The organism is Desulfotomaculum sp. 1211_IL3151 (genome assembly GCF_036763075.1).
In the GTDB taxonomy this organism is placed as follows: Bacteria; Bacillota; Desulfotomaculia; order Desulfotomaculales; family Desulfotomaculaceae; genus Desulfotomaculum.
In genome coordinates this window covers 21,824-44,870 of the sequence record NZ_JBAIYV010000050.1, presented here as the reverse complement: position 1 = coordinate 44,870, position 23,047 = coordinate 21,824, and the positions used below count along the sequence as shown (strand labels likewise).

At 43.4% G+C, this 23,047-nt stretch carries 21 protein-coding genes, 1 other RNA gene, 1 pseudogene and 1 other annotated feature; of the genes and pseudogenes, 16 read left to right on the top strand and 7 right to left on the bottom strand.

Annotated elements, in window-relative coordinates; translation table 11 throughout:
- The first annotated feature begins 36 nt into the window (after window positions 1-36).
- The 4 genes from V6C11_RS13710 to ssrA all read left to right on the top strand — a co-directional run bounded on the left by V6C11_RS13710 (window position 37) and on the right by ssrA (window position 3,839).
- Complete coding sequence (locus V6C11_RS13710; RefSeq protein ID WP_333531863.1) at window positions 37-2,130, top strand: sodium-translocating pyrophosphatase; 2,094 nt, start codon at window positions 37-39, stop codon at window positions 2,128-2,130.
- 243 nt (window positions 2,131-2,373) lie between these two features.
- On the top strand, window positions 2,374-2,856 hold the full coding sequence (locus V6C11_RS13705; RefSeq protein WP_333531758.1) for a PaaI family thioesterase: 483 nt from the start codon (window positions 2,374-2,376) through the stop codon (window positions 2,854-2,856).
- Window positions 2,857-2,961: 105 nt separating this feature from the next.
- Window positions 2,962-3,444 (top strand): SsrA-binding protein SmpB, encoded by a 483-nt coding sequence (gene smpB / locus V6C11_RS13700; RefSeq protein WP_333531757.1) that lies wholly within the window; start codon window positions 2,962-2,964, stop codon window positions 3,442-3,444.
- 45 nt (window positions 3,445-3,489) lie between these two features.
- Window positions 3,490-3,839, top strand: a transfer-messenger RNA (tmRNA) gene (gene ssrA, locus V6C11_RS13695).
- A 225-nt stretch (window positions 3,840-4,064) separates the two neighbouring features.
- Here ssrA and V6C11_RS18730 read toward each other — a convergent pair.
- A pseudogene (locus V6C11_RS18730) lies at window positions 4,065-4,229 on the bottom strand (IS21 family transposase); the annotation flags it as partial.
- Between the two features lie 280 nt (window positions 4,230-4,509).
- Here V6C11_RS18730 and V6C11_RS13690 point away from each other — a divergent pair.
- The 4 genes from V6C11_RS13690 to V6C11_RS13675 all read left to right on the top strand — a co-directional run bounded on the left by V6C11_RS13690 (window position 4,510) and on the right by V6C11_RS13675 (window position 7,667).
- Window positions 4,510-4,986, top strand: a complete 477-nt coding sequence (locus tag V6C11_RS13690) for an RNA polymerase sigma factor (RefSeq protein ID WP_333531756.1) — start codon at window positions 4,510-4,512, stop codon at window positions 4,984-4,986.
- Complete coding sequence (locus V6C11_RS13685) at window positions 4,986-5,606, top strand: zf-HC2 domain-containing protein (RefSeq protein ID WP_333531755.1); 621 nt, start codon at window positions 4,986-4,988, stop codon at window positions 5,604-5,606. The genes V6C11_RS13690 and V6C11_RS13685 overlap by 1 nt, the downstream gene beginning before the upstream one ends.
- A gap of 170 nt (window positions 5,607-5,776) precedes the next feature.
- Complete coding sequence (locus V6C11_RS13680; RefSeq protein ID WP_333531754.1) at window positions 5,777-6,205, top strand: MarR family winged helix-turn-helix transcriptional regulator; 429 nt, start codon at window positions 5,777-5,779, stop codon at window positions 6,203-6,205.
- A 70-nt stretch (window positions 6,206-6,275) separates the two neighbouring features.
- Window positions 6,276-7,667 (top strand): MATE family efflux transporter, encoded by a 1,392-nt coding sequence (locus V6C11_RS13675; RefSeq protein ID WP_333531753.1) that lies wholly within the window; start codon window positions 6,276-6,278, stop codon window positions 7,665-7,667.
- 198 nt (window positions 7,668-7,865) lie between these two features.
- On the opposite strand, the gene V6C11_RS13670 is transcribed toward V6C11_RS13675, so the two are convergent.
- The 5 genes from V6C11_RS13670 to V6C11_RS13650 all read right to left on the bottom strand — a co-directional run bounded on the left by V6C11_RS13670 (window position 7,866) and on the right by V6C11_RS13650 (window position 11,899).
- Window positions 7,866-8,411, bottom strand: coding sequence for a hydrolase (locus V6C11_RS13670; RefSeq protein ID WP_333531752.1), 546 nt, complete (start codon window positions 8,409-8,411; stop codon window positions 7,866-7,868).
- A 311-nt stretch (window positions 8,412-8,722) separates the two neighbouring features.
- Window positions 8,723-9,130, bottom strand: coding sequence for a PaaI family thioesterase (locus V6C11_RS13665; RefSeq protein ID WP_333531751.1), 408 nt, complete (start codon window positions 9,128-9,130; stop codon window positions 8,723-8,725).
- A gap of 67 nt (window positions 9,131-9,197) precedes the next feature.
- Window positions 9,198-9,971, bottom strand: a complete 774-nt coding sequence (locus V6C11_RS13660) for an ABC transporter ATP-binding protein (protein ID WP_333531750.1) — start codon at window positions 9,969-9,971, stop codon at window positions 9,198-9,200.
- A gap of 2 nt (window positions 9,972-9,973) precedes the next feature.
- Complete coding sequence (locus V6C11_RS13655) at window positions 9,974-10,855, bottom strand: ABC transporter permease (RefSeq protein WP_333531749.1); 882 nt, start codon at window positions 10,853-10,855, stop codon at window positions 9,974-9,976.
- A gap of 27 nt (window positions 10,856-10,882) precedes the next feature.
- On the bottom strand, window positions 10,883-11,899 hold the full coding sequence (locus V6C11_RS13650) for an ABC transporter substrate-binding protein (protein ID WP_333531748.1): 1,017 nt from the start codon (window positions 11,897-11,899) through the stop codon (window positions 10,883-10,885).
- 52 nt (window positions 11,900-11,951) lie between these two features.
- Window positions 11,952-12,192 (bottom strand) — a binding site (T-box leader).
- A gap of 187 nt (window positions 12,193-12,379) precedes the next feature.
- Between V6C11_RS13650 and V6C11_RS13645 the strand changes: the two genes are divergently transcribed.
- From V6C11_RS13645 to V6C11_RS13610, 8 genes are read left to right on the top strand one after another with little or no spacing between them, the layout of a single operon-like run.
- Window positions 12,380-12,832 carry a chemotaxis protein CheW gene (locus V6C11_RS13645; RefSeq protein WP_333531747.1) on the top strand — a complete coding sequence of 151 codons (453 nt, stop codon included), beginning with the start codon at window positions 12,380-12,382 and terminating at the stop codon, window positions 12,830-12,832.
- Window positions 12,829-14,310, top strand: coding sequence for a CheR family methyltransferase (locus tag V6C11_RS13640; protein ID WP_333531746.1), 1,482 nt, complete (start codon window positions 12,829-12,831; stop codon window positions 14,308-14,310). The genes V6C11_RS13645 and V6C11_RS13640 overlap by 4 nt, the downstream gene beginning before the upstream one ends.
- Window positions 14,311-14,313: 3 nt before the next feature.
- Window positions 14,314-14,913 carry a chemotaxis protein CheW gene (locus V6C11_RS13635; protein ID WP_333531745.1) on the top strand — a complete coding sequence of 200 codons (600 nt, stop codon included), beginning with the start codon at window positions 14,314-14,316 and terminating at the stop codon, window positions 14,911-14,913.
- A gap of 30 nt (window positions 14,914-14,943) precedes the next feature.
- Window positions 14,944-16,566, top strand: coding sequence for a methyl-accepting chemotaxis protein (locus V6C11_RS13630; RefSeq protein WP_333531744.1), 1,623 nt, complete (start codon window positions 14,944-14,946; stop codon window positions 16,564-16,566).
- 13 nt (window positions 16,567-16,579) lie between these two features.
- Window positions 16,580-18,931, top strand: a complete 2,352-nt coding sequence (locus V6C11_RS13625) for a hybrid sensor histidine kinase/response regulator (RefSeq protein WP_333531743.1) — start codon at window positions 16,580-16,582, stop codon at window positions 18,929-18,931.
- A gap of 19 nt (window positions 18,932-18,950) precedes the next feature.
- A complete protein-coding gene (cheB, locus tag V6C11_RS13620) occupies window positions 18,951-20,006 on the top strand; it encodes a chemotaxis-specific protein-glutamate methyltransferase CheB (protein WP_333531742.1) in 1,056 nt (351 codons plus the stop codon).
- 25 nt (window positions 20,007-20,031) lie between these two features.
- Window positions 20,032-21,405, top strand: a complete 1,374-nt coding sequence (locus tag V6C11_RS13615) for a diguanylate cyclase (protein ID WP_333531741.1) — start codon at window positions 20,032-20,034, stop codon at window positions 21,403-21,405.
- Between the two features lie 16 nt (window positions 21,406-21,421).
- Window positions 21,422-22,579, top strand: a complete 1,158-nt coding sequence (locus V6C11_RS13610; protein ID WP_333531740.1) for a PAS domain-containing sensor histidine kinase — start codon at window positions 21,422-21,424, stop codon at window positions 22,577-22,579.
- 117 nt (window positions 22,580-22,696) lie between these two features.
- Here V6C11_RS13610 and V6C11_RS13605 read toward each other — a convergent pair whose 3' ends face one another.
- Window positions 22,697-22,984 carry a metal-sensitive transcriptional regulator gene (locus tag V6C11_RS13605; RefSeq protein WP_333531739.1) on the bottom strand — a complete coding sequence of 96 codons (288 nt, stop codon included), beginning with the start codon at window positions 22,982-22,984 and terminating at the stop codon, window positions 22,697-22,699.
- Window positions 22,985-23,047: the final 63 nt, after the last annotated feature.

Below are 23,047 nucleotides of genomic sequence, written 5' to 3'. Positions count from 1 at the left end.
ATATCGGGACGAGGAGGGTAACTTCAAGTGGAAAATATGATGCTCGCTTATTACGCTGCGGGTGCCGGCGCGATTGCACTGGTTTTTGCATTATTTACTTTATCTAGCGTGCTAAAAGAAGATATGGGCACACCCAAAATGCGTGAAATTTCCGAAGCCATCCATGAAGGCGCGATGGCATTCCTAAACCGTCAGTACAAAACCCTGATTCCTTTTGTGGTAGTTATTTTTGTGCTTCTTTATGGAGCTAAGTTTTTTGTTGAGGGCGGAGACCACCTGCCAGTTGGCGGAGCTTCAGCTATCTCTTTCTTAGTTGGTGCTGTTTTATCCGCAGTTGCCGGTTACATCGGCATGACTTCAACAACAAAGGCTAACGCCCGTACTACTGAGGCTGCTCGTAGCCATGGTATGGCGAAAGCCCTTAACGTTTCCTTCCGGGCTGGTGCAGTTATGGGTCTATCCGTTGCTGGTCTGGGCCTGTTAGGTGTTTCTGGACTGTATATTATTTTCCAAAACGCACTGATTATTAACTCCTTTGCATTTGGTGCTTCTGCTATCGCATTCTTCGCTCGTATTGGCGGCGGTATCTATACCAAAGCTGCTGACGTAGGTGCTGACCTTGTAGGTAAAGTTGAAGCTGGTATTCCTGAAGACGATCCACGTAACCCTGCCGTTATCGCTGATAACGTTGGTGACAACGTTGGTGACACAGCTGGTATGGGTGCTGACTTATTTGAATCCTACGCTGCAACTACCATTGCTGCTATGCTGATTGGTAATACTCTGTTTGGTTTCACAGGTATTATCTTCCCATTGTTGGTTGGCGCAATTGGTATTATTGCATCGATTATCGGTACTTTCTTTGTACGTACTACTGAAGAGGGCAACCCTCAGTCTGCTTTAAACGTTGGCCTATGGACAACAAACTTATTAACCGCTGTTGGCGTATACTTCCTTGCTAACAACGTCTTCGCTGAGCAAGGTATTGGTTTCGGTGTATTCATGGCTGTATTAGCCGGTTTGCTTGTTAACGTAGCAATCGGTTACTTAACTGAAATGTACACTGGTGCTGGCAAGCCTGCGGTTAACCGTATTGCCGAAGCTTCCAAATCCGGTCCTGCTACCAACGTAATCCATGGTCTGTCTGTTGGTATGGAATCCGTTGTATTGCCGATGCTGGTATTTGCCGGTGCGATCTGGTTCTCTTTCTGGTCTGTTGGTAATGCTGCTCCTCCTGAGCATGCTGCTGCTTGGGCTATCTATGGTATTGCTATGGCTGCTATGGGTATGCTATCCACCGCTGGTATGGTTGTTGCTATGGACTCCTTTGGTCCTGTTGCTGATAATGCCGGTGGTATTGCTGAAATGGCTGAGCTTCCTCCCGAAGTTCGTGTTAAGACTGACAAACTTGATGCAGTTGGTAACACCACTGCCGCTATCGCCAAGGGCTTTGCCATTGGTTCCGCTGCTCTGACCGCTTTGGCTCTGTTCAGTGCTTATGTAGACGGCGTTAAGCACAAGTTTGCAGAAGAACTCGCAAGGATAAATCCGGATGGTGCCTTTATCGTTAACCTAACCGATCCAATGGTTCTGGTTGGTGTATTTATCGGCGGTGCCATTCCCTTCTTAGTTGGCGCACAAACCATGCGTGCCGTTGGTGAAGCTGCCTTCGGCATGGTTGAAGAAGTTCGTCGTCAGTTCCGTGAAATCCCTGGTCTGCTGGAAGGCAAGCCTGGTGTAAAAGCTGACTATGCTCGTTGTGTTGACATTGCTACCCGTTCTGCAATCGCTAAAATGATTGCTCCTGGTGTTGTTGCCGTTGTTTCCCCAATCCTGGTAGGTTTCCTACTTGGCGCTACCGCTCTGGCAGGTTTCTTAACTGGCCTGACTGTTGTAGGTGTTCTGATGGCTCTGTTCCTGTCCAACGCTGGTGGTGCTTGGGATAATGCGAAGAAATGGATCGAGCAAGGGAACCTGGGTGGCAAGAAGTCTGAGCCACACAAAGCAGCCGTTGTTGGTGACACTGTAGGTGACCCCTGCAAAGATACCTCCGGTCCTGCTATGAACCCACTGATCAAGGTTGCAGGTACAATCTCCCTGATCCTTGGGCCCCTGCTTACCAAACTGTAAGATTAACTTAAGTAAGGAGAGTGTCGCTGACAAGCGATACTCTCCTTTTTATTAATTATCCTGAAAAATGGCCATGAGCCATTGGCCTTGGGTTATAGGGGTGACCTGTGTCGCCTGTTTCATTGCTGCTCAAAGCTTTTCATTTTCTGCTGTTGCCGTCTGCGGCAGGGATCAACCCAAACTTGTCACCGACAAAAAAATTTAGTAAAATATTACAGTAAGAACAAAATGGGGGTGGTATTTTTGACGGATTATAAGGAATTATATGGTAGTCAACAATGGCAAGAGGTTAACAAGTGTTTTTGCTGCGGGCCTAACAACCCCATTGGGCTAAAATTAGCAATTAAACATAAAGGTGATATAACCTATACTACCTTTACTCCCAGACTAGAGCATTCCGGCTGGTTAAATATGATGCACGGCGGACTTCTGACCACCATTATGGATGAAGTTATGGGTCACTGGCTTTGGAGCAGAGGTAACCCGGCCATGACAGTAGAAATGACAACCCGTTATTTAAAACCAGTACCCATCGGTGAACCCCTTGTGGTGACTGCCAGACAGCAGGTTGATCGGGGTAGATTGGCCAACATGCAGGCAGAAATTACATTGGCCGATGGCACACAGGTAGCCAAAGCCACAGCAAAATTTATCAAGACAGAGAAAGGTCTGCAAATTGAATCGGGAAAAGGCAATGTGGACAATGAAGAAAAATCTATGTCTTGACATAAAAGATTAGTTTGCTATAATATAAATACTTGCTTATAAATTGTTTGCAAAAGCCCGAGTCTCAGATGAGTACCTGGGCTTTAACTGTCAGAGGTGTATTTTATGGCTACCAAAGCATCAGAAAAAAGTTTTAAAACAGTTACAGATAATCGCCGTGCCAGGCATGAATATCACATCTTAGAAACCTATGAAGCTGGCATTTCTTTATCCGGTACGGAGGTAAAATCACTGCGGGCTGGCAAGGCCAACCTCCAAGACAGCTTTGCTCGGGTTGAAAATGGCGAAATGATGCTTTATAATTTACACATCAGCCCTTATGAACAAGGCAACCGATTTAATCACGAGCCCAAAAGAACGCGCAGACTTTTGATGCATAAGCAAGAGACTTTACGTTTATATGGTAAAGTTAGAGAAAAAGGACTTGCATTAATACCCTTAAAGGTGTACTTTAATCCCAGAGGGAAAGTAAAAGTAGAACTAGCACTGGCCCAAGGCAAAAAGACCTACGACAAACGACATGATATTGCCGCTAGGGATGCCAAAAGAGATATGGATCGTGCCATCCGTGAACGGCAGAAAATGTAATAAACTAAAAAGCTTTCCGTTAGCAAAAGCATTCTCATACACTCAGGGGGCGAAATGGCTTCGACGGGGGATGCGATGGCAGGAGGAGCGAGCCGGGATCTCACCTACCCGTTAAACGGTGAACACTAATAATTGCTAACGAAGAATACGCTTTAGCAGCTTAATTGCTGTCTAACCTTCTACCTGCTGCGCCCGTTGTGCAGGATAGGGGGTCATTTAAACGGGACGCTCTATAGCCTGATGTTCGGAGGGTTATAGCTAAGACTACCGGACTAGCAACCGCGGAGGCTGTCTATGGCCGCCAAGGAAGCGAAATTTAAAACATAGTCTACGCTCGTAGAGCCTATTGTGGTTGCTCTTTCGGACGGCGGGTTCAACTCCCCCCGCCTCCACCATACATATGCACAGGCACTATAGCATCCAATTCGATGGTGTCATGTTTGATAATAACCTTTTTAACAAAGCATTCTAATGTTTGTTTTATATGCTTTGGATCATTACTAAGCTGCCACTCTTGGAGTCGTGACTCCATGGTGGCTTTATTATTTTCTAAGGTTTTTAGCCGCTCCACGAACGATTGCACTTGTTACAATGTCTTTCGGTATATTATTCGTAAAGGGTATCGGTTTTAGGTGTTGCTTTTCCAGGAGAAACACCTCGGCGGGTACCTTTTTTGTTGTCCCATGGACGTTGCTATTTGCAGTCCGCCCAAGCCAATCTTCACAACTTTGGTTCCATGTCTTTAGGTCTATAAACAGTCGGTTGTTAGCAAAGTTATGCTTCAGCGACCAAGCATTTGGATAAAGGTAGCTATGGTTAAAGGGGTATCCGCCCACTCAGCATACTTGTAACGTGAATGTGATAGTACAGTAAGGAATTTAGATAGTGAACTGGAAAAAAATGTCCTTTTTTAATGGCCGAAATCGGTCCTTTTTATTTTACTGCTTACAACCCCCTCTCGTTTGATGTCGTAGAAAGAATAGAAAGAGATTATTTATTTTCAAATAAGTTGTAACGAAATAAGGAATAAGCAGATATATAAAGTGAAGGAGGTGGAGAGGCAAAATGAACATAGATGAGGCTTACCAAAATTATGCCGAATTAGTATATAAATTTTTACTTAGTTTGTGTAATGATGGAAATATTGCAGAAGAGCTGACCCAAGAAACGTTTTACCAAGCTATAAAATCATCCGCTCGTTTTGATGGTTCGTGTAAAGTTTCTACCTGGCTTTGTCAAATTGCAAAGCATCTATGGTATCAGGAGATAGAAAGAAGTAAACGGCATAAAGCATCCGCCCTCGATGAAAATCTCGTTTCTAATCAATTATCCATGGAAGAGAAGCTTTTTCTCAACACAGAGAAGATGCAAATATTTCAAGAAGTGCATATTTTGGAGCCTATCGCTAAAGAGGTATTTCTTTTAAGAATAACAGGGGCCTTTTCTTTTAGGGAAATAGGAGAGCTGTTTCAAAAAAATGAAAATTGGGCGAGAGTAACTTTTTATCGGGCAAAGCAAAAAATTATGAAAGGAAGATTGTGATGAAATGCGATATTATTAAAGATTTATTACCCAGCTATGTGGATGGCTTAACAAGCGACGAAAGCAATCGTGAAATTGAAAATCATATAAAAGATTGCCTAAAATGCAGAGGGGCACTAGAAGAAATGAAATCAGAAATTGTTGCAGAAAATATTGAAGTCAATAAAAATGATATCAAGCCATTCAAAAAGCTGAATAGAAAAGTTTGGAAAGCCGTGTTAATCACTTTAACATGCTGTATTTTAGTTGCCGGAGGATATCTGTTTCTATTTGGACTGGGCTGGGGAGTGCAGTCCGATGACATTGCAATAACCTACACGAAGAACGAAGAAGTCATAACCGTTAATTTTGAATTAAAAGACAGCCAAAAAGCACTTAACAACTGGGGCCCTTCTCATGAAAAGATTCCACATATCAAGTTCACAGAATGTTACGTTGGCTTTTTAGATGATAGGGGGGAAGAGCCAAATAAATTTTCATATGGAATATACTATAAAGATGAAACAGGAAAGCCAAGGGCCTTTACCGAAGAAGATTATTTTGTAATTCAATATAGGGATAAAACAGAAAAGCTATATTGGAAGGACATTGCAGAAGAGCTGGGGGTTACAGGGATGTGAAGTAGACGAAAAAAAGGCGATAGTATTTAAAGTCAACCCGTGCCGGGCGTTGAACGAATCAACACCTGGCATTTTTTTGTGGTTGACACGTGTTGTTTGAGAAACTATAATTGAATAGTTAATCGCTAAATAGTTTATTACTAAAATATTTAGTTATAAAGGAGAAGAAAATGTTTGATAATAGAGAGTTGCTTGATTTGTTTTCCAATGTACTTAAAAAAATGAAAAAAGAGTGGACTAAACAATTGGAGCATGGTCTGAACCCTTCTCAATATTTTATGCTTAAGGCTCTTAACCATTCTGGTCCACGAAAGGCGACAGAATTGGCTGAACTGCTTCAAATGACTCCTGGTGCGATTACAGGTGTCTCAGATAAACTTGTCTCCGAGGGTTATGCTGAACGCAAAGGGGCAAAGGGTGACCGCCGTGTCGTTTACCTGGAAATTACAGACAAGGGGAAAAGCTATGTAGAATCAATGACTGAAAAACAAAAGCTTGTAACGAGTAAGTTCTTTGAAGGGTTATCGGAAGAGGAGATTAATCATCTTATTCGTATTTACCAGAAAATTGCCCGAAACCTTGATGAGCAAGCCCGCTGAGTTTGCGTCAATTAATGCAAACGAGCCTAGTTTCTAAGCATACATTCAAAGAAGTGAGGGATAAATGAATATGGCCAAGAACTTGGACATCAGAAATGGCGATATTGGCAAGCTGCTCTGGGAATTTTCACTGCCAGCCATCATTGGTGTGCTAGTGAGTGCCCTCTACAATATCATTGCCCGTATATTTGTCGGACGAGGTATTGGTTCTGTGGCAATTGCTGCTACCACGGTTGCCTTTCCGATTATGACGATTAATATTGCTGTTGCTATGCTTATTGGTGTTGGTGCAACCGCTTTAATTTCAATTCGTCTAGGGCAACATAAAATGCGAGAGGCAGAAAAGATTGCTGGCAATGCTACCCTATTGCTAATTTTACTGCCATTGATTCTTTCGTGTATCTATTTCCTTTTTTCCAACCCAATTCTTATGTTGTTTGGTTCCAGCCAAGAAGTGCTGCCCTATGCCCGTGACTATATCCATATTATCATGCTGGGAATCGTACCAGGTGCGATTTCCTATGGAATGAGTAACTTTATCCGGGCCGAAGGAAACCCCCGGTTTGCCATGTTAACGCAAATAGTTGCTGCGGTGATCAACGTTGTTTTAAACTATATTTTTATTTTCCCGTTAGGGTGGGGTATCAAAGGGGCAGCCTGGGGAACAGTCATAGCACAAACGGTCACAGCCATTTGGGTGCTCCATTACTTCTTTAAGGGCAATAGTAGGATTAAAATCAGCCTTAACAGCCTAAAGCCCCAATGGCCCATTGTGTTAAAGATTTGCTCAATAGGCTTTGCTCCTTTTGCCATGCAGATTGCCAATAGTATTCAGCAAACGATTTTAAACAAAACGATCATGGCCTATGGTGGAGATTTAGGGCTTTCCGCAGTGGGGATTATCATGAGTTTAGCCATGCTGCTTATCATGCCCATTGTCGGCATCAGTCAAGGAGCCCAGCCTTTGATTGGTTTTAATTATGGAGCCAGGCAGTTTGACCGAGTGCAAGAAACCTTAAAAAAAGGCATCATTGCCGGTACGGGTCTGGCCATCTTTGGATTTATTTTAATCCAAACCTATGCGACCCCGATAGTAGCACTTTTTAGTAAAGGGGATACTGCCCTGACGCAGTTAACCGTTGACGGTCTGGTAATATTTATGGCGCTTCTGCCAATCGTTGGTTTCCAAATCATTGGATCAAATTATTTTCAGGCTGTGGGCAAACCGATTCAATCAACGATCCTGAGTTTATCCAGACAAGTGCTCTTTTTCATCCCACTCTTAATTATCCTGCCTAATTTCTGGGGACTTAAGGGAGTTTGGAGAACAGCACCCATTGCCGATGCTTTCGCTGTAACCTTAACAGCTTTACTATTGTTTTTTGAATTTAGGAGAATGAATCAAAAAAAATCGGTAGAATTTGAACAAGTCAATCATAAACTTGAACCCAGACTGGAATAGCCATAGCACGGAAAAAGCTTGTTACATTTGAATAACAAATACGATAAGCCCTGGTCATCTGACCAGGGCTTACCGTTTGGCTTTGTTAACCACAATGATGACTGGCACCATGGCTGAATGACTCCCGTAGCACGAAGTTCTCTTAACTGAAACCTTTACCCTTAATTGGCCTGACCCCACAAGGGGATGACCAGTCCGCTACTTTATCAGCTTGGACAGTTTTCTAAATTGAGGTGTTCCGGCCTCTTTCATCAAGTCAAAAAAGACGGTTTCGGTATTGGTAATCACTGCACCCATGGCAGCCATAAGGGATAAACCGCTTCGATAATTTTCCTTGGTGCGGGAACAAACCCCATCAGCCACCAGGAATACATTGTAACGGGCAAAGAGCAGATCCCTCACGGTTTGGTAAACACAAACATGGGTTTCCATGCCGGTTACAAGGATGCTTTTTCTCCCTAATTGCTTTAGGGCAGCACTTAGCTCATGGGTATAGGCGGAAAAGGTTATCTTTTCAAAGATAGGAACATCTTCTAAGCCTTTAACTTCTGGCACGGTATGTCCTAGACCTTTGGGGTACATCTCTGCAACCATAATGGGAATAGCCAAATCTTTAGCAATGGTAATTAGGGTATTGGTGTTATTTATAACCTGTTCCCCATACTTCATAACCGGCATTAGTTTATCCTGAATATCAATGACCAATAAAACAGCATCTTGTTTGTTTGTAAAATACTTTTCCACAATACTCCCCCTATTCTAATATAATGGTAACCTTCTAAGGTTGTTGCCCTAAATTATTCTATATGGCAATCATATTTCCTACAAAGATCTAAACTATAAATGGGGCAGTCATTTTTGCTATAGCAATGTGGCAAATGATGGCTTAGTCGAGGTGAACCAGAACCCCAGTCTGAAGCTCAAGGACTGTTCGGAAAAGGCATAGGAATTCAATTAGGGTGGGCTTTTTCTAAAGTTAGAGTCGGGCTGTAAATTTTAAGGGGCTGTTGCAAAAAGAACGATTCCGTTCGTTTGCAACAGCCCCACGGGAGAGCTTACTTAAATTCAATTCGATTTCCTTTTCTGTATCCGGTAAAAGTTACCCTGGCAATGAGTTCTTCTGTTTCATTAACTACATCTACATTATAATTGGCGATTTTGGCGGAGGATGAAACCTCTTTGGCTTCAGCGATTAGCATTTTGCCACTGGAAGCTTTAAAATAGGAGATACTGGCATTAATGCCAACGGTAACTTGACCGGAGGAATTCGCTGCGGCTGCAAAGGCTAGGTCGGCCAGGGTAAAGATAGCCCCACCTTGAATAATATCAACCCCATTGAGGTGGTTTTCAGTTACTTCCATTTTGGTTACAGCATGGCCAGGGGCCACTTTTTCCAGGGTGATACCGTTATAGGAGGCGAATCGATCCCTAAGGAAAAATTTTTTTAGTTTATCCTCGTGCATAAGCTTTCCTCCCCAACCATTGGATTTATTCAACAAATATTTTTCAACAATCGGCACCGTAAAGTCGTTAGTTACCGCATTCGATGCTGATTTCGTTAAATACTTCCAGCAGCTTGCTGATACCTATTTTTTGCTTTTCCCCGGCGGTTGCGTCGATGACGGCATTGCCTTCGTGCATCATGAGGATTCTATCACCGTAATTTACGGCGAATCGGAGGTTATGGGTGACCATAAGGGTGGTAATCCCTTTGGACTTGACAATGTGGTCGGTCAGTTCCATGATGTTTTCCGAGGTTTTGGGGTCCAGGGCAGCGGTATGTTCATCTAGGATCAGTAGATCGATGGGTGTCATGGTGGAGGTTAAAAGTGCCAGGGCTTGACGTTGTCCGCCGGAAAGGGCACCCACTGGAACGTTGATTTTATCCTCCAGGCCAAGCTTTAATTGCTCTAATTGGGATTTATAATAGTCTGTCCTTTTTTTGTTGACCCCCGCCAATAGTCCAAAGACCTTTCCTTTGTTGTCAGCCAGGGACATGTTTTCCAGGATGGTCATACTGGGGCAGGTGCCCTTGGCTGGGTCTTGAAAAACCCGACCAATAAATTCGGACCGCTGATGTTCCTTGATATTAGTAATATCCTTGTTGCGCAGCAGGATGTTGCCGCTGTCTATAGCAATACTGCCGCAGATAATGTTTAACATGCTGGATTTACCGGAACCATTACTACCCACGATGGAGATAAACTGACCCTCGGCCACTGTAAGATTAAAGCCTGTAAAAAGCGTGGTTTCGTTGATGGAGCCTTGGTTATAGGTCTTGTGTATCTGATTAAGGGTGAGCAATTTCATTCCTCCCGAGTTTTAAGTACTTTTCCATTAGCAATCAGTGCAATTAGGAATAATACCGCTGTAATAAGACGAATGTCGGCATTGTCGAAGCCCACCTCAAAGGCCATGGCAATACAGGCTTTGTAAATAATTGAGCCACCGATGACCATCGTTGTTGCTTTGAGAAATTTCATCGGTTTAAATACATTTAAGCCGATAATAACCGCTGCCAGTCCCATGACGATTGTTCCGGTACCCATGGAGATATCAAATAGCTTTTGCTGCTGGCAGACAACTGAGCCGGCCAGGGCCACAAAGGCATTGGAAATGGCCAGGCCAATAATTTTTACAGTGCCATAATCCTTAGCCAGGGAGGTGACAAATTGTTTATTGTCACCAGTGGCCCTAAGTAAGAAGCCGGATTTTGTGTTAAGATACCAATCCAAGATAAACTTCATTAAAAGGGCAACCATAAATACAATAATAAGGACGATAAAACCAGACAGTACGGGGGGAAAAAGCTTTGCCACGCCGCTATTAAAGATGGTATTACTATCAAAAATGGGTATATTGGCCTTTTTACCGGCTATGCGGTAGTTTACGGAATAAAGTGCGGTCATTAAAAGAATACCGGATAAAAGGTCTGTAACCTTAAATTTCACATGGATGATGCCAGTCATTAGACCAGCCAAAATGCCTGCTAGAAAAGAAAAGACCAGTGCCAGCCAGGGGTTGACCCCTGCGGTAAGTAAAACGGCGGTAACGGCAGCCCCAAGGGGGAAACTGCCGTCAACCGTCAGGTCTGGGAAATTCAATATCTTATAGCTGATATAGACACCAAGGGCCATAATGCCGTAGATTAGGCCCTGTTCAAAAACCCCGATGATAATTTCAAACATGTTTATGCCTCCGCTAGGTTCCGCCTGTTATTTGATAATTTGTGCGGTAGCTTTAAGTTTTTCTGGTAATGTAAGGCCCAAGGTCTGTAAGGCTTTCTCGTTAACAACTAATTTACTTTCTTTAATCGTTTCTACTGCTATATTGTTAATGTCCTCGCCCTTTAAAACCCTGGCAGCCATTTTGCCGGTTTGTTTGCCAAGCTCGACATAATCGATACCCTGGGAGGCTAAGCAGCCATTTTTGACCTGTTCTTCTTCAGAGCCAAATACAGGAATTTGCTTGGCATTGGCTTTGCCTAACACCGTTTGCAGGTTAGAGACAACCAGGTTATCCGTCAGGTTGGTTAGGCAGTCTACCTTGGACAAAATGTTATCGGTGGCCATGGGAATGTCAGCCTGTGCTGCCACACCAACTTTAACAATCTCAAAATTATATTTTGCCGCCGCAGCTTCGTACATGGCAATTTGGGTGGCGGAATTGGGTTCACTGGTGTTATACAAAATACCTATTTTTTGCGCTTCTGGCATGAAGGCTCGGATCATTTCCAGTTGTTGTTCCACGGGAATAACATCACTGGTGCCAGTTGAGCCTTTGCCTGGTTTTTCCAGGGAGTTGACCAGCTTAGCAGCCACGGGATCGGAAACAGCGGTGAAAACGACGGGTATTTTTTTCTCGGTGGCGGCAGTATAGGCTGTTTGGGCAGAAGGAGTGGCAATGGCGCAAATCAAGTCATAATTGTTGCCAACAAAGCTGGTGGCAATGGTGTTTGCCGTAGCTATTTCACCCTTGGCACTCTTGTAATCAAAGGTTACATTTTTTCCTTCAATAAAACCTTCGGCCTGAAGACCCTCAATAAAGCCTGTACGGCAATTATCCAGGGATGGGTGGTCGGCAATTTGGGTAATACCTATTTGATACATTTTTTCTGATCCGCCAGTGGTAGTGGCTGGTTCTTTCGTTGATGAAGAACAACCTGCTAAAACCCCTGTAAACAATGTGGCACAGCATAACCCGACTAAAAATCGCTTAATTGATTTTTTCATTTCCTTATCCTCCTCAAATTAACATATAAAAATAAAAAAACTCTTATCCCTGCTTAGGGACAAGAGTTAAATCCTGCGGTACCACCCAAATTGGTCCAAAGACCCACTTTATAATGTACTGACATACATTCTCACTTTGTAACGAGCTGAGCTCTCGTCAAGGCCTACTCTAAAAAATATTTCGGCCTGCCCTCATAAGTCCATTCAGTAAAGTCCACCATATCGCAATCCCACCAGCTGCGACTCTCTGTCAAGGCTAAAACTTTCTTACTCTTCTTATTCATTGGTTTATTTATTAAATTGAATTCATAGTATTATAGGATTGGCTATTTGTCAAGCATAAAGTTCTCTATGTTACTAGCCTATTTTCTTAGGAAAAGGTTTTTAAGTTTAACCATAGTTTGCAGGAAGAACCCTTTATTTGTTGAAATTAAAGCTATCTATTGATTTCCTGATGAATCATGTCAGAGGGGATAATTTATGAAATATCTTATATTTATGATCCAGGGGCAGCGGTTTGCCATTAAGCTTGCCCATGTTGAGCGGGTGATCAGGGCCGTTGAGGTTACCCCCATTCCCAGGGGCCATAATATGATGGGCCTCATCAACATACAGGGCTGGATTACACCTGTGGTTAATAGTTATAGCCTGTTTAAATTAGCCCAGCGTGAAATCGATATAAATGATCGGTTTATTATTATACAAACTGAAAAACGCCAGGTGGCCCTGATTGCCAATGAAGTTGCCGAGGTCGTTGAGAAAGACTGGCATGGGGTTGTAGATGCAGATAAGTTTCTTGATCGAGTGGCGTTAATAAATGGGGTTCTTAAACTTGCCGATGGTATGATTTTAATCGTAGACCCAGAAGAATTACTTTCCGCCACGGAAGAAAGATTACTTGACGAATATGTCAATGGGAGTATGAACGAATGAAACCAAATATTTCCGAAACACTTTTGGCAAGATTCAGTGAAGTCGTGGCAGATTATACAGGGCTACATTTTGCCAGAAATAGATTGAATCAACTGGAAAGAGTGCTTCTGACAGTATATCCTGAGTTTGGCTACAGCAGTGCAGAAGACTGCATCAAGGATTTAATAGCCCACCCCATAATTAAGGAAAGAATGGATATCTTGGTACAATACCTGACCATCGGAGAAACGTATTTTTTTAGGGATAAAATGTTGTTTCAGAATTTGGAGCAGTTGATATTGCCAAAATTAATCAGGGGAAGGAAACAACCCCTAAGGATTTGGAGTGCCGGCTGCAGTACCGGTGAGGAACCCTATTCCATTGCTATTTTATTAGATGAAATGTTTGGCAGGCCTAAAGAAGGATTTACTTCAATCACCGCAACGGATATCAATCTCGCTTCGTTAAAAAAAGCAATGACAGGGGTATATACGAACTGGTCCTTCCGAGACACACCGGCATGGGTAAAGAATAGATATTTTATTGCCGCAGCAAAAGGACACTACGAGGTATGCCCAAGGATTAAGGATAAAGTAAGTTTTTCCTATCTTAATCTAGTTAGGGACCAATACCCCCTGGCAGATATGATTATATGCCGTAATGTCTTGATGTATTTGGTGCCTGATTTAAGGAAAATGGTAATCCAAAAATTTTATCATTGCCTGGCACCGGATGGTTTATTGATTGTTGCCCCCAGTGAAATACCCCAGGTTTCGGAAGAACAATTTACACCCCTTCATTTTCCGGGATTGGTCCTTTATAAAAAGGCTTCACTAAATCAGTTTACCTTGGATGAAGGGGAACCTTTTCTAAGATGCACAAGTCTCCCCCCTAATGATGTACCTAATTTTGATCGAAAGTACCAAGAGCCAGCAAATAATTTTGAGCCTCAGGGCCCGGTTGAAGCAGTAGAATTTTCGCCTAAGGCAGCACGAGAAAACGATGACATTTACCAGGCAGCCCAGAAACTATTTGTTATGGGACAATATGATGAAGTTATTGATCGATTGCAAGAAAGCTTGGCAAGGGTAAATCATACTGACTCAGCCAAAGCAATGGCCCTGCTGGCCAAAGCCTATGCAAACCTTGGCGAGCTGATAAAGGCGGAGGATTGGTGCAACAGGGCAATTAGCCAGCATAAATTTGGGGCGGATTTTCATTTTCTGTTGGCAACGATACTCCAGGAGCAGGGTAAAGTGGCCTTAGCCATTCAGTCTCTGATGAAAGCCATTTACCTTAACCCCGATTTTTTATCGGCTCATTTTTCAATGGCAAATCTTTATAAGCAAATAGGTAAAGACAAAGAATCAAAAAAATACTTTGAAAATACACTCATTCTCCTTAAAAATTATCAAGCGGAAGAAATACTACCGGAGTTCCAGGGACTCACAGCCGGTAGGCTCAAAGAGATCATCGAGTCATCCTTACAAAGGAGTTAATCCATGGAGCAAGATAAAAAAAGTAACACGTGGGAAAAAGTTAAAAAAAGCCTGCTTAAGGCTCAAACCACCACTGCCATCCCCTTACAGGAAGAAAAGAAAAAAATATTGAAGTTAAGGGCAGAACGGCTGGCACAGGAAAGCCAAGGGTCGGACAAAGAGGTCTGCATCGAGGTGGTGCGATTTACCCTGTCAGGGGAGCAGTATGCCATCGAATCAAAGTATATTCGAGAAGTATTTCCCCTCAGGGAATTAACACCTTTGCCCTGTACACCTGATTTTGTTTTGGGGGTAGTAAATGTACGGGGACAAATTCATTCCATTGTGGATTTGAAAAAATTATTCAATTTGCCCCAAGGAGGAGAAAACAAATTACCAAAGGTAATTTTGCTTCACTCTCCTGACATGGAATTCGGTATGCTGGTTGACGAAATAACTGGCTCAGGACCATTACCCATTGCTGCAATTGGCCCGCCCCTTAATACTCTAACAGGCCTACAACTGGCATACCAAAGGGGCGTTACGGTTGAGCGGCTTATTGTTTTGGCAGGAGAAAAAATCCTTTCTGACAAAAGAATTATCGTGGATGAAGAGGTTATATAGTAAGGAAACTTTTCTAAAGGGGGAAAAGCAGTGAAATGGTTAAATAATTTTAAGATTGGCACCAAGTTATTGGCTGTGTTCACATTTGTAACGTTCTTTACGGCTATCTTAGGATATATTGCGGTTTATAATCTTAATCAAATCAAACAGAGGGACTTCGAGCTGTACCAAGTTAACACCCAACCTTTAAGTGAAATTTGTGTTGCAGCAATTTCCTTCCAAAGAATACGCGTCTGTCTGAGGGATATTGTTAATACCCATGATGCCAAATACAGAGATGCGATTTATGAATTGGATGGTAAGATAAATGATGAACTGGCTAAATTAGAGAAAACCATGGATGCCAAAGAAGTCAGTCAGAAGCTTACCGAGGTCAGGGCAAATATCGAGAAATTCAATGTCATAAGGGATCAAATAATTGATCATGCCTTAAACAAAAAGGATGCAGAAGCAATGGAATCAATCTACCATGGCGATGGTTATCGTCTGGCCCAGAATATTGATGCAGACTTACAAAAAATCATGGACATCAAGGTAACCCAGGCGAAAGAAAAATCCGAGGCCAACATTCTAAATGCAAATACTGCTGAAAGAAATATGATCCTAACCATACTACTGGGTTTAGGTGTTTCCCTTGGCCTGGGTATCATGATCACGAAAAATATTCAGAAACCCCTTAAGCAGGTGGTAGAGGTTGCCGAACGCATATCGAATCGCGATATAACCGTAGATGTGTCCATGGAGGACAGAAGGGATGAACTGGGCCATCTTCTAAGGACAATAAATCAGATGAGCACAAACCTTAGGGAAGAAATCGGTAAGGTTGCCACAGGAGTTGAGGTGCTGGTTGTTTCAGCGGGTGAAATTTCCGCCTCCACTTCACAATTTGTTACCGGTGCCCATGAAACAGCTTCGGCTGTGAGTGAGACCACCACCACCATGGAAGAAGTCAAACAAACCGCCCAACTCTCCAATGAAAAGGCCCAGTATGTATCGCAAATTGCGCAGAAGGCGGTGCATGTTTCGCAAAATGGCCAAAGATCTGTGGATGAAACCGTGCAGGGCATGAACAGAATTAAGGAGAAAATGGAACTGATTGCTGAGGGTATTATCAGACTCAGTGAACAAAGCCAAGCCATTGGAGAGATTATTTCCACAGTGGATGACCTGGCAGAACAGTCCAATTTACTGGCAGTGAATGCCTCCATAGAAGCCGCCAAGGCTGGGGATCAGGGTATTGGATTTGTGGTGGTGGCCCAGGAGATCAAAAGTATGGCGGAACAATCTAAACAGGCCACCTCCCAGGTGCGCAGTATCTTAAATGAGATTCAGAAGGCTACCAGTTCGGCAGTTATGGCAACCGAACAGGGTTATAAGGTAGTGGAGGATGGGGTAAAGCAATCCGCCGAGGCTGGGGAATCCATAAAAATAATGACCAAAACCATTTCCGAAGCCGCCCAGTCCGTTGTGCAGATTGCAGCCTCCGTGCAACAACAGTTTGTCGGCATGGATCAAGTGGCCTTAGCAATGGAAAGCATTCAACAGGCCAGCGGGCAAAATGCTGACGGTGCTAGGCAATTGGAGCTAACTGCCCAAAGCTTGGCCGAGATGGGCAGGGAGCTGAGGCAGTTGGTGCAAAGCTATAAGTTATAGTAGGGAGATTTTTATGACTAGCAGGAAAGAGGATGAATTTTTTCAACGACTCAAAAGAATGTTTTTTGTTGAAGCCGAAGAAAGGATAAAGGTTATGTCTTCGGGTCTGCTCCAACTGGAAGGGCAACCCCCACCAGAGGTTCAGGAAAAAATTGTAGAAACAATTTTTCGTGAAGCCCACAGCTTGAAAGGGGCAGCCCGATCGGTCAATATTACAGATATTGAGTCTATTTGCCACGCCCTAGAAAACATCCTAGCCCTTCTGAAACGAAAGGAAATCAATTTAACACTAGAATTATTTGACATATTGCATAAAAGCCTAGATGTTATGACCAGTGCCTTAGCCAATCCTGCAGGTAATCAAACTGCAATTTTTGAATTGGTGCAAACCTTACAGGGCCTGGAAGAACCCCTGTCAAAGGAAGCACAAAAGGAAGGAAACAAGGAAGAAATTGGTCTTAGCACGATGGAAATAGTTATTCCCCCTGAGACCCCGGCAACCGTGATCACAGAGCCAGTAGTTCAGCAGGGACCCCTTGATCAGGGCATACCGAATAACCAATGTCAAAACATAAATACGGATAAAAGCATCCGCATTTCCACTACAAAACTAGATGAAATTCTTTATCTGGCGGAGGAATTACTCCCAACTAAACTTGCGGCAGCCCAGCTTGTAGCAGAGCTTAGGCAAGTAACTGACAATGTAAAGACCAGGCAAAGGGAATTGTTTAAATTAACCCCCCTTATGCGAAGGGCCCGGAAAATAATGGACAAAGGCTACCCCCTGGGTGATAGCAGTGAGCTGCTTAAATCCTTTGCGGCTTTGCTGGAGGTTTATGAAAGGGAAATTGATTTTATTAAACATCTAGACAAAGATACCAAGACCATCAAGAAACTATCCGAGCATAACCAGCGATATATATCCGGCAGTGTCGATCATCTTTTGAAGCAAGTTAAAAAAACCCTGATGCAGCCGGTGGCTACCCTTTTTCATAACATACCAAAGGTTGTCCGGGATTTGTCTAGGTCCCAGGGCAAGGAAGTAAACCTGACCCTGCAGGGTTTAGAAGTTGAGGTAGACAAACGTATTTTAGAACAATTAAAGGACCCTATTTTACATATTGTACGGAATTGCATTGATCATGGTATTGAAACACCGGAAGTGCGTGAGAGAGTTGGCAAAACACGCCGGGGACTGCTCAATATATCGGTTACCCAGGTGGGGGGCAACAGGGTTGAAATAATTATCGGTGATGACGGGGCAGGAATCAATCTGGATCAAGTTAAAGAGGCAGCGGTCAGAGGTGGCTTATTAACAAAGCAACCGGAGGGCCAGTTGGTGAATGAAGAACTATTAGATCTCATCTTCCTATCGGAAGTGTCCACTAGCCCTATTATTACCGATATCTCCGGCAGGGGGCTGGGGCTGGCCATTGTTCAAGAAAAGGTGGCAAACCTTGGCGGGGAAATCAAAGTAGAGACAGCACGGACTGTGGGTACTACCTTCCGATTACTGCTACCTGTAAATATCTCTACCTTTCGTGGCACACTGGTGAAGGCTGAAGGGCAAAATTTTATTGTGCCTTCTTCGGGGATAAATCAAGCGCTGCGGGTAAAAGAGGAAAGCATCAAAACCGTGGAAAACCGGGAAACCCTAGCGATCAATGGGCAGGCTATACCCCTGATAAAATTGTCTGAGGTTTTGGAACTACCCTGTCAAGGGGCACAGCTAAAAAATACCGAACGTTTAAAAATAATTGTTATCAGTACAGCCCAAAAACAGATGGCCTTTCAGGTGGATGAAATCATCAGTGAGCAAGAGGTACTGGTCAAGTCATTGGGTAAGCAGCTTAGACGGGTAAGAAATATCAGTGGTGCCACGGTACTTGGCTCCGGGCAAGTTGTACCTATACTAAATGTCCAGGACTTGCTTAAGTCGGCCATAAAACATCCCACGCACAAGTCAAAGGCGGTGACCAATGAGCCAGGGCAGACGGACCAAAGAAAATCTGTACTGCTTGTGGAGGATTCCATAACCTCCCGCATGCTGCTGAAAAACATTGTGGAATCGGCTGGTTATCGTGTAACCACTGCAGTGGACGGAGTGGATGCATTAACAACCTTGAAGACAGGGGAGTTTAACTTGGTTGTTTCGGATGTGGAAATGCCAAGACTGAATGGCTTTGACCTGACTAGTAAGATCAGGTCCGATGAAAAACTAGCACATCTTCCGGTTATTTTAGTCACCAGTCTTGATTCAAGGGCAGATCGGGAGCGGGGTATTGATGTTGGTGCCAACGCATATATTGTTAAAAGTAGCTTTGACCATAGTGATTTGCTGGCAGTTATTAATAGACTTATATAAAATAGCGGGGTAACCAAAAATGATTAAGGTCTTAATTGTTGAAGATTCACCAGTTGTGCAAAGTTTGCTGGAGCATATACTTAGGTCCGATGCGGAAATAAAGGTAATTGGTACTGTAAGTACTGGTTTGGATGCGGTGGTTTTTGCTAAGAAGTATCAGCCCAACGTAATCACAATGGATATTGAACTGCCCGGTATGAATGGCTTTGAAGCAACCAGAAGGATTTTAGAAGAAGCCCCTGTACCGATTATCATTGTTAGCTCTCATTATCAAAAGGAAAACCTAGCCATGACCTTCCAGGCCCTCGAGGCAGGTGCAGTGGCAGTGGAGGAGGCACCACCGGGAATTGGTCACCGGGAATTTGCTGAAAAAAGTAAAAGGCTGATCCAAACGATCAAATCCATTGCCAGAGTCAAGGTGCGAACGAAAAGGTTGTCACTACCCCTAAAGACATCACCTCCCCAAATAAGGCCTAAAAATATCGGAAAAAGAATTAAATGCATTGCCATTGGTGCTTCCACAGGTGGTCCTCTGGTGCTTAAAGAAATTTTCTCTCAACTACCGGCCGATTTTCCAGCACCCATTTTGGTTGTCCAGCATATTACTACGGGATTTTTAAAGGGGTTAGTTGATTGGTTAAACCAAACCACAGTCATGCCAATTCACATCGCTTACCACGGGGAATATGCCCTGCCGGGGCATGTCTACTTTGCACCGGATAATTTTCATTTAGGAATACAATCCAATGGCCGACTGGTGCTTTCAAAGGAGGCACCGGAAAAGAATATTCGTCCAGCGGTTTCCTTTTTGTTTCGCTCTGTCAGTAAGGCCTTTGGCTCCTCTGCGGTGGGCATACTCTTGACTGGCATGGGCGAAGATGGTGCCCAAGGGTTAAAGATCATGCGGGAAAGACAGGCAATTACCATCGCCCAAAATAAAGAAAGCTGCGTTATTTTTGGTATGCCCGGGGAGGCCATCCGAATTGGAGCTGCTGCCTATGTCCTATCCCCAGAAGCAATTGCTTTAACCTTAAAGGAATTGGTGACTGGTTCATCTGAGCAAGGTTTTAACTAATTAACTTGGGTTTGGAGGGACAAAGTTGAATAATAAAGTAAAGATTCTAGTGGTAGAGGACAGTCGCACCCAAGCGGAACAACTGCGCTATATTCTGGAACAAAACGGCTATCAAGTTCATGTGACCTATAATGGGGTACAGGCCCTTGACTATATAAGCAGCAATAAACCCAGCATCATCATCAGTGATATAATTATGCCGGAAATGGATGGCTATGATCTCTGTAAAGCGGTTAAAACAAACGAAGGTCTTAAGGGTATACCCGTTATTTTGCTGACCGGACTCTCCGATGCCAAGGATGTTATTAAGGGTTTATCCTGTGGTGCAGATAACTTTGTGACGAAGCCCTTTAATGAACAATTTTTACTCTCACGCATACGTCACATCTTAATTAATCAGGAATTGAGACGTTGCGGCAGTACAGAAATGGGTATGGAGGTTTTCTTTGAGGGGCAAAAGCATTTCCTTACCTCCGAGCGGATGCAGATTATCGACCTGCTGCTTTCTACCTTCGAAAATGCTGTGCAAAAGAATCTGGAATTGGAACAGTCCAATAACCAGCTAAAGGATGCTTTAAATAAAATTAAAATACTTGAACACAATTACCGCACAATTTTGGAAAAAAACAGTGATGCGATGGTGGTGGCTGACTGTCAGGGTGTGATGTGTTATGTTAACCCTGCTGCAGAAACCCTCTTTGGGTGTTCAGCCAAGGAAATAATGGATCAGCCCTTTAAATATAGTATGGCCTCAGGAGAAAAAAAGGAAGTCACCATTGAGCGGTTGAATAAAGACCGGCTGGTGGCTGAAATGCATGTGGTGGAAATAAACTGGGAAGGAAAAAACGCTTATCTTGCTTCCCTACGGGACGTTACGGAAAATGTACAATTAAGGGAGAAATTGCGTAATCTATCCCTGCGTGATGAGTTAACCGGTTTGTATAACAGGCGGGGATTTATCACTTTGACTGAGCAACAGCTAAAGGTGACCAAACGTGCCGGGGAAAAATTAATGCTGTTCTTTGTTGACCTTGATAAGCTGAAAATGATAAATGACCAGCTTGGTCATCACGAGGGGGATCAGGCGTTAATTGATACCGCAAATATTTTAATCAAAACCTTTCGGGAATCAGATATCATTAGCCGACTGGGCGGCGATGAATTTGCCGTGCTGGTTTTAGGTGACCAAAAAGATAGGGTACCACAATTAACAGCTCGTCTGATGGATCACGTAAATCGTCACAATGCCAAGGGTATCAGGCAATATGGTATATCCCTTAGTTTTGGGATTGCCTTTTTTGATGCAGAACTACCCTGCAGCCTTGATGAATTGATAAATACTGCAGATAAAAATATGTATCAAAACAAGAGGAGCAAGGTTTGGACTTGCAAATTTTAAAGGAGGTGTCAGATAGATGAATGAAATATTGTTTAACGACCACTTTACCCATTTTGCCCCGGCTGCTCGGCTACCAAAGGATAGGGTATTGGAACAGGTGGAAACAGTTAATAAAATTTATGCTGTGCACCCGATTTTTGAATCCTTTCCCAACATTATTCTAATCCTAAATCAGTACAGACAGATTGTTTATTGCAATGAAGCATTATTAGATGCACTAAAAATCGAAGACACTTATAAGGTTTTGGGGGCCAGGCCCGGGGAAGTGTTGGATTGTATTCATGCCTTCGAAAATGAAGCTGGTTGCGGTACCAGTGAGCATTGTTCCACCTGTGGCGCTGTCTTAGCCATTCTAGCTGCCCTGTCAGGTCAAGCAGCAGCTATGGAGTGCCGGGCGGTTGTCAAAAGACAAGGGGAGCTTGTTTCTTTGGAACTGCTTTTTACTGCTAAACCCCTGATATTGGAAGAGAAGAATTTTACTGTTATTTTTGTTACCGATATCAGTGATGAAAAACGAAGAAAATCGTTGGAGCGCATCTTCTTTCATGATATTTTAAATACCGCCGGGAGTCTTCGGGGTATTGTAGAACTATTAAGTACCGTCAAAGATCCTGGCAAGGTTCAGGAAATGATGAGGGATTTGCAGGAAATAGCCGGGGATTTAATTGAAGAGATCCTCGACCAAAGGGATTTACTCAGTGCGGAAAATAACGAGCTAAGGGTAAGCCCGGAACCCTTTGATCCAGTGGAATTGTTAAACAGTATTATGGATCAGTATGTCAGGCAGCCCATTGCCCAAGGAGTGACCCTGGAATTTATAGGGGTTGCCGAAGAGATTACGATGGTCAGTGACCCTGTACTCTTGAAAAGGGTATTGGGCAACATGGTAAAAAATGCCTTAGAGGCTTCGGGGCAAGGTGAGGTTGTAACCCTAGGACTCAGCCTAACGGATAATGAACTGAATTTTTCGGTCAATAATTCCAAGGAAATGCCCAGGGAGGTTCAACTACAGATATTTGACAGATTCTTTTCCACCAAAGGAAGTGGCAGAGGCCTGGGAACTTACAGCATGAAGTTAATTACAGAACGCTACCTCAAAGGGAGTATCTCCTTCACCGTCCAACCAGGCAAGGGCACTACCTTCACAGCCCGTTACCCCGTAGGTATTGGTTAGCCTAGGGACAAGGGAACAGGTTGAGACCACTGAAAAAACAGGGCTTTTTCAGTGGTCTCAACCTGTTCCCTTATCTCACCCATGTCCCATATGTTTGCCCCGCTCTTTTCCCGACAGTTAAGAAAACTTTTTAAATACCTTCATAAAATCATCCAGTGATTCATTGAGTTCTTTGCCCTGCTCCATGTTCTCCTGAATAGAATTGGCTAGATGACAGGCCAACACAGAGAAGCCTACCCGATTGATGGCGGCCTTAACGGCGGCAAGTTGTATCACTACATCGCTGCAACTGCGATTCTGGTCAATCATTTTGTGGATGCCGCGCACTTGACCCTCGATTTTTTTTAAGCGGCTCATTAACTCCTGTTGTAATTCAAGATTAACATTGGCCTGCATTACTACCATACCCCCTATGGTATTAGTGTATAATTTCCTTTAATTGATGTCAATAATTCACTAAAATAAACG

Excerpts from the sequence above, each read along its gene's own strand:
- V6C11_RS13710 (WP_333531863.1), top strand. The coding sequence starts at position 37 with ATGATGCTCGCTTATTACGCTGCGGGTGCCGGCGCGATTGCACTGGTT.
- smpB (WP_333531757.1), top strand. The coding sequence starts at position 2,962 with ATGGCTACCAAAGCATCAGAAAAAAGTTTTAAAACAGTTACAGATAAT.
- V6C11_RS13690 (WP_333531756.1), top strand. The coding sequence starts at position 4,510 with ATGAACATAGATGAGGCTTACCAAAATTATGCCGAATTAGTATATAAA.
- V6C11_RS13685 (WP_333531755.1), top strand. The coding sequence starts at position 4,986 with ATGAAATGCGATATTATTAAAGATTTATTACCCAGCTATGTGGATGGC.
- V6C11_RS13680 (WP_333531754.1), top strand. The coding sequence starts at position 5,777 with ATGTTTGATAATAGAGAGTTGCTTGATTTGTTTTCCAATGTACTTAAA.
- V6C11_RS13675 (WP_333531753.1), top strand. The coding sequence starts at position 6,276 with ATGGCCAAGAACTTGGACATCAGAAATGGCGATATTGGCAAGCTGCTC.
- V6C11_RS13665 (WP_333531751.1), bottom strand. The coding sequence starts at position 9,130 with ATGCACGAGGATAAACTAAAAAAATTTTTCCTTAGGGATCGATTCGCC.
- V6C11_RS13655 (WP_333531749.1), bottom strand. The coding sequence starts at position 10,855 with ATGTTTGAAATTATCATCGGGGTTTTTGAACAGGGCCTAATCTACGGC.
- V6C11_RS13650 (WP_333531748.1), bottom strand. The coding sequence starts at position 11,899 with ATGAAAAAATCAATTAAGCGATTTTTAGTCGGGTTATGCTGTGCCACA.
- V6C11_RS13645 (WP_333531747.1), top strand. The coding sequence starts at position 12,380 with ATGAAATATCTTATATTTATGATCCAGGGGCAGCGGTTTGCCATTAAG.
- V6C11_RS13640 (WP_333531746.1), top strand. The coding sequence starts at position 12,829 with ATGAAACCAAATATTTCCGAAACACTTTTGGCAAGATTCAGTGAAGTC.
- V6C11_RS13635 (WP_333531745.1), top strand. The coding sequence starts at position 14,314 with ATGGAGCAAGATAAAAAAAGTAACACGTGGGAAAAAGTTAAAAAAAGC.
- V6C11_RS13625 (WP_333531743.1), top strand. The coding sequence starts at position 16,580 with ATGACTAGCAGGAAAGAGGATGAATTTTTTCAACGACTCAAAAGAATG.
- cheB (WP_333531742.1), top strand. The coding sequence starts at position 18,951 with ATGATTAAGGTCTTAATTGTTGAAGATTCACCAGTTGTGCAAAGTTTG.
- V6C11_RS13610 (WP_333531740.1), top strand. The coding sequence starts at position 21,422 with ATGAATGAAATATTGTTTAACGACCACTTTACCCATTTTGCCCCGGCT.
- V6C11_RS13605 (WP_333531739.1), bottom strand. The coding sequence starts at position 22,984 with ATGGTAGTAATGCAGGCCAATGTTAATCTTGAATTACAACAGGAGTTA.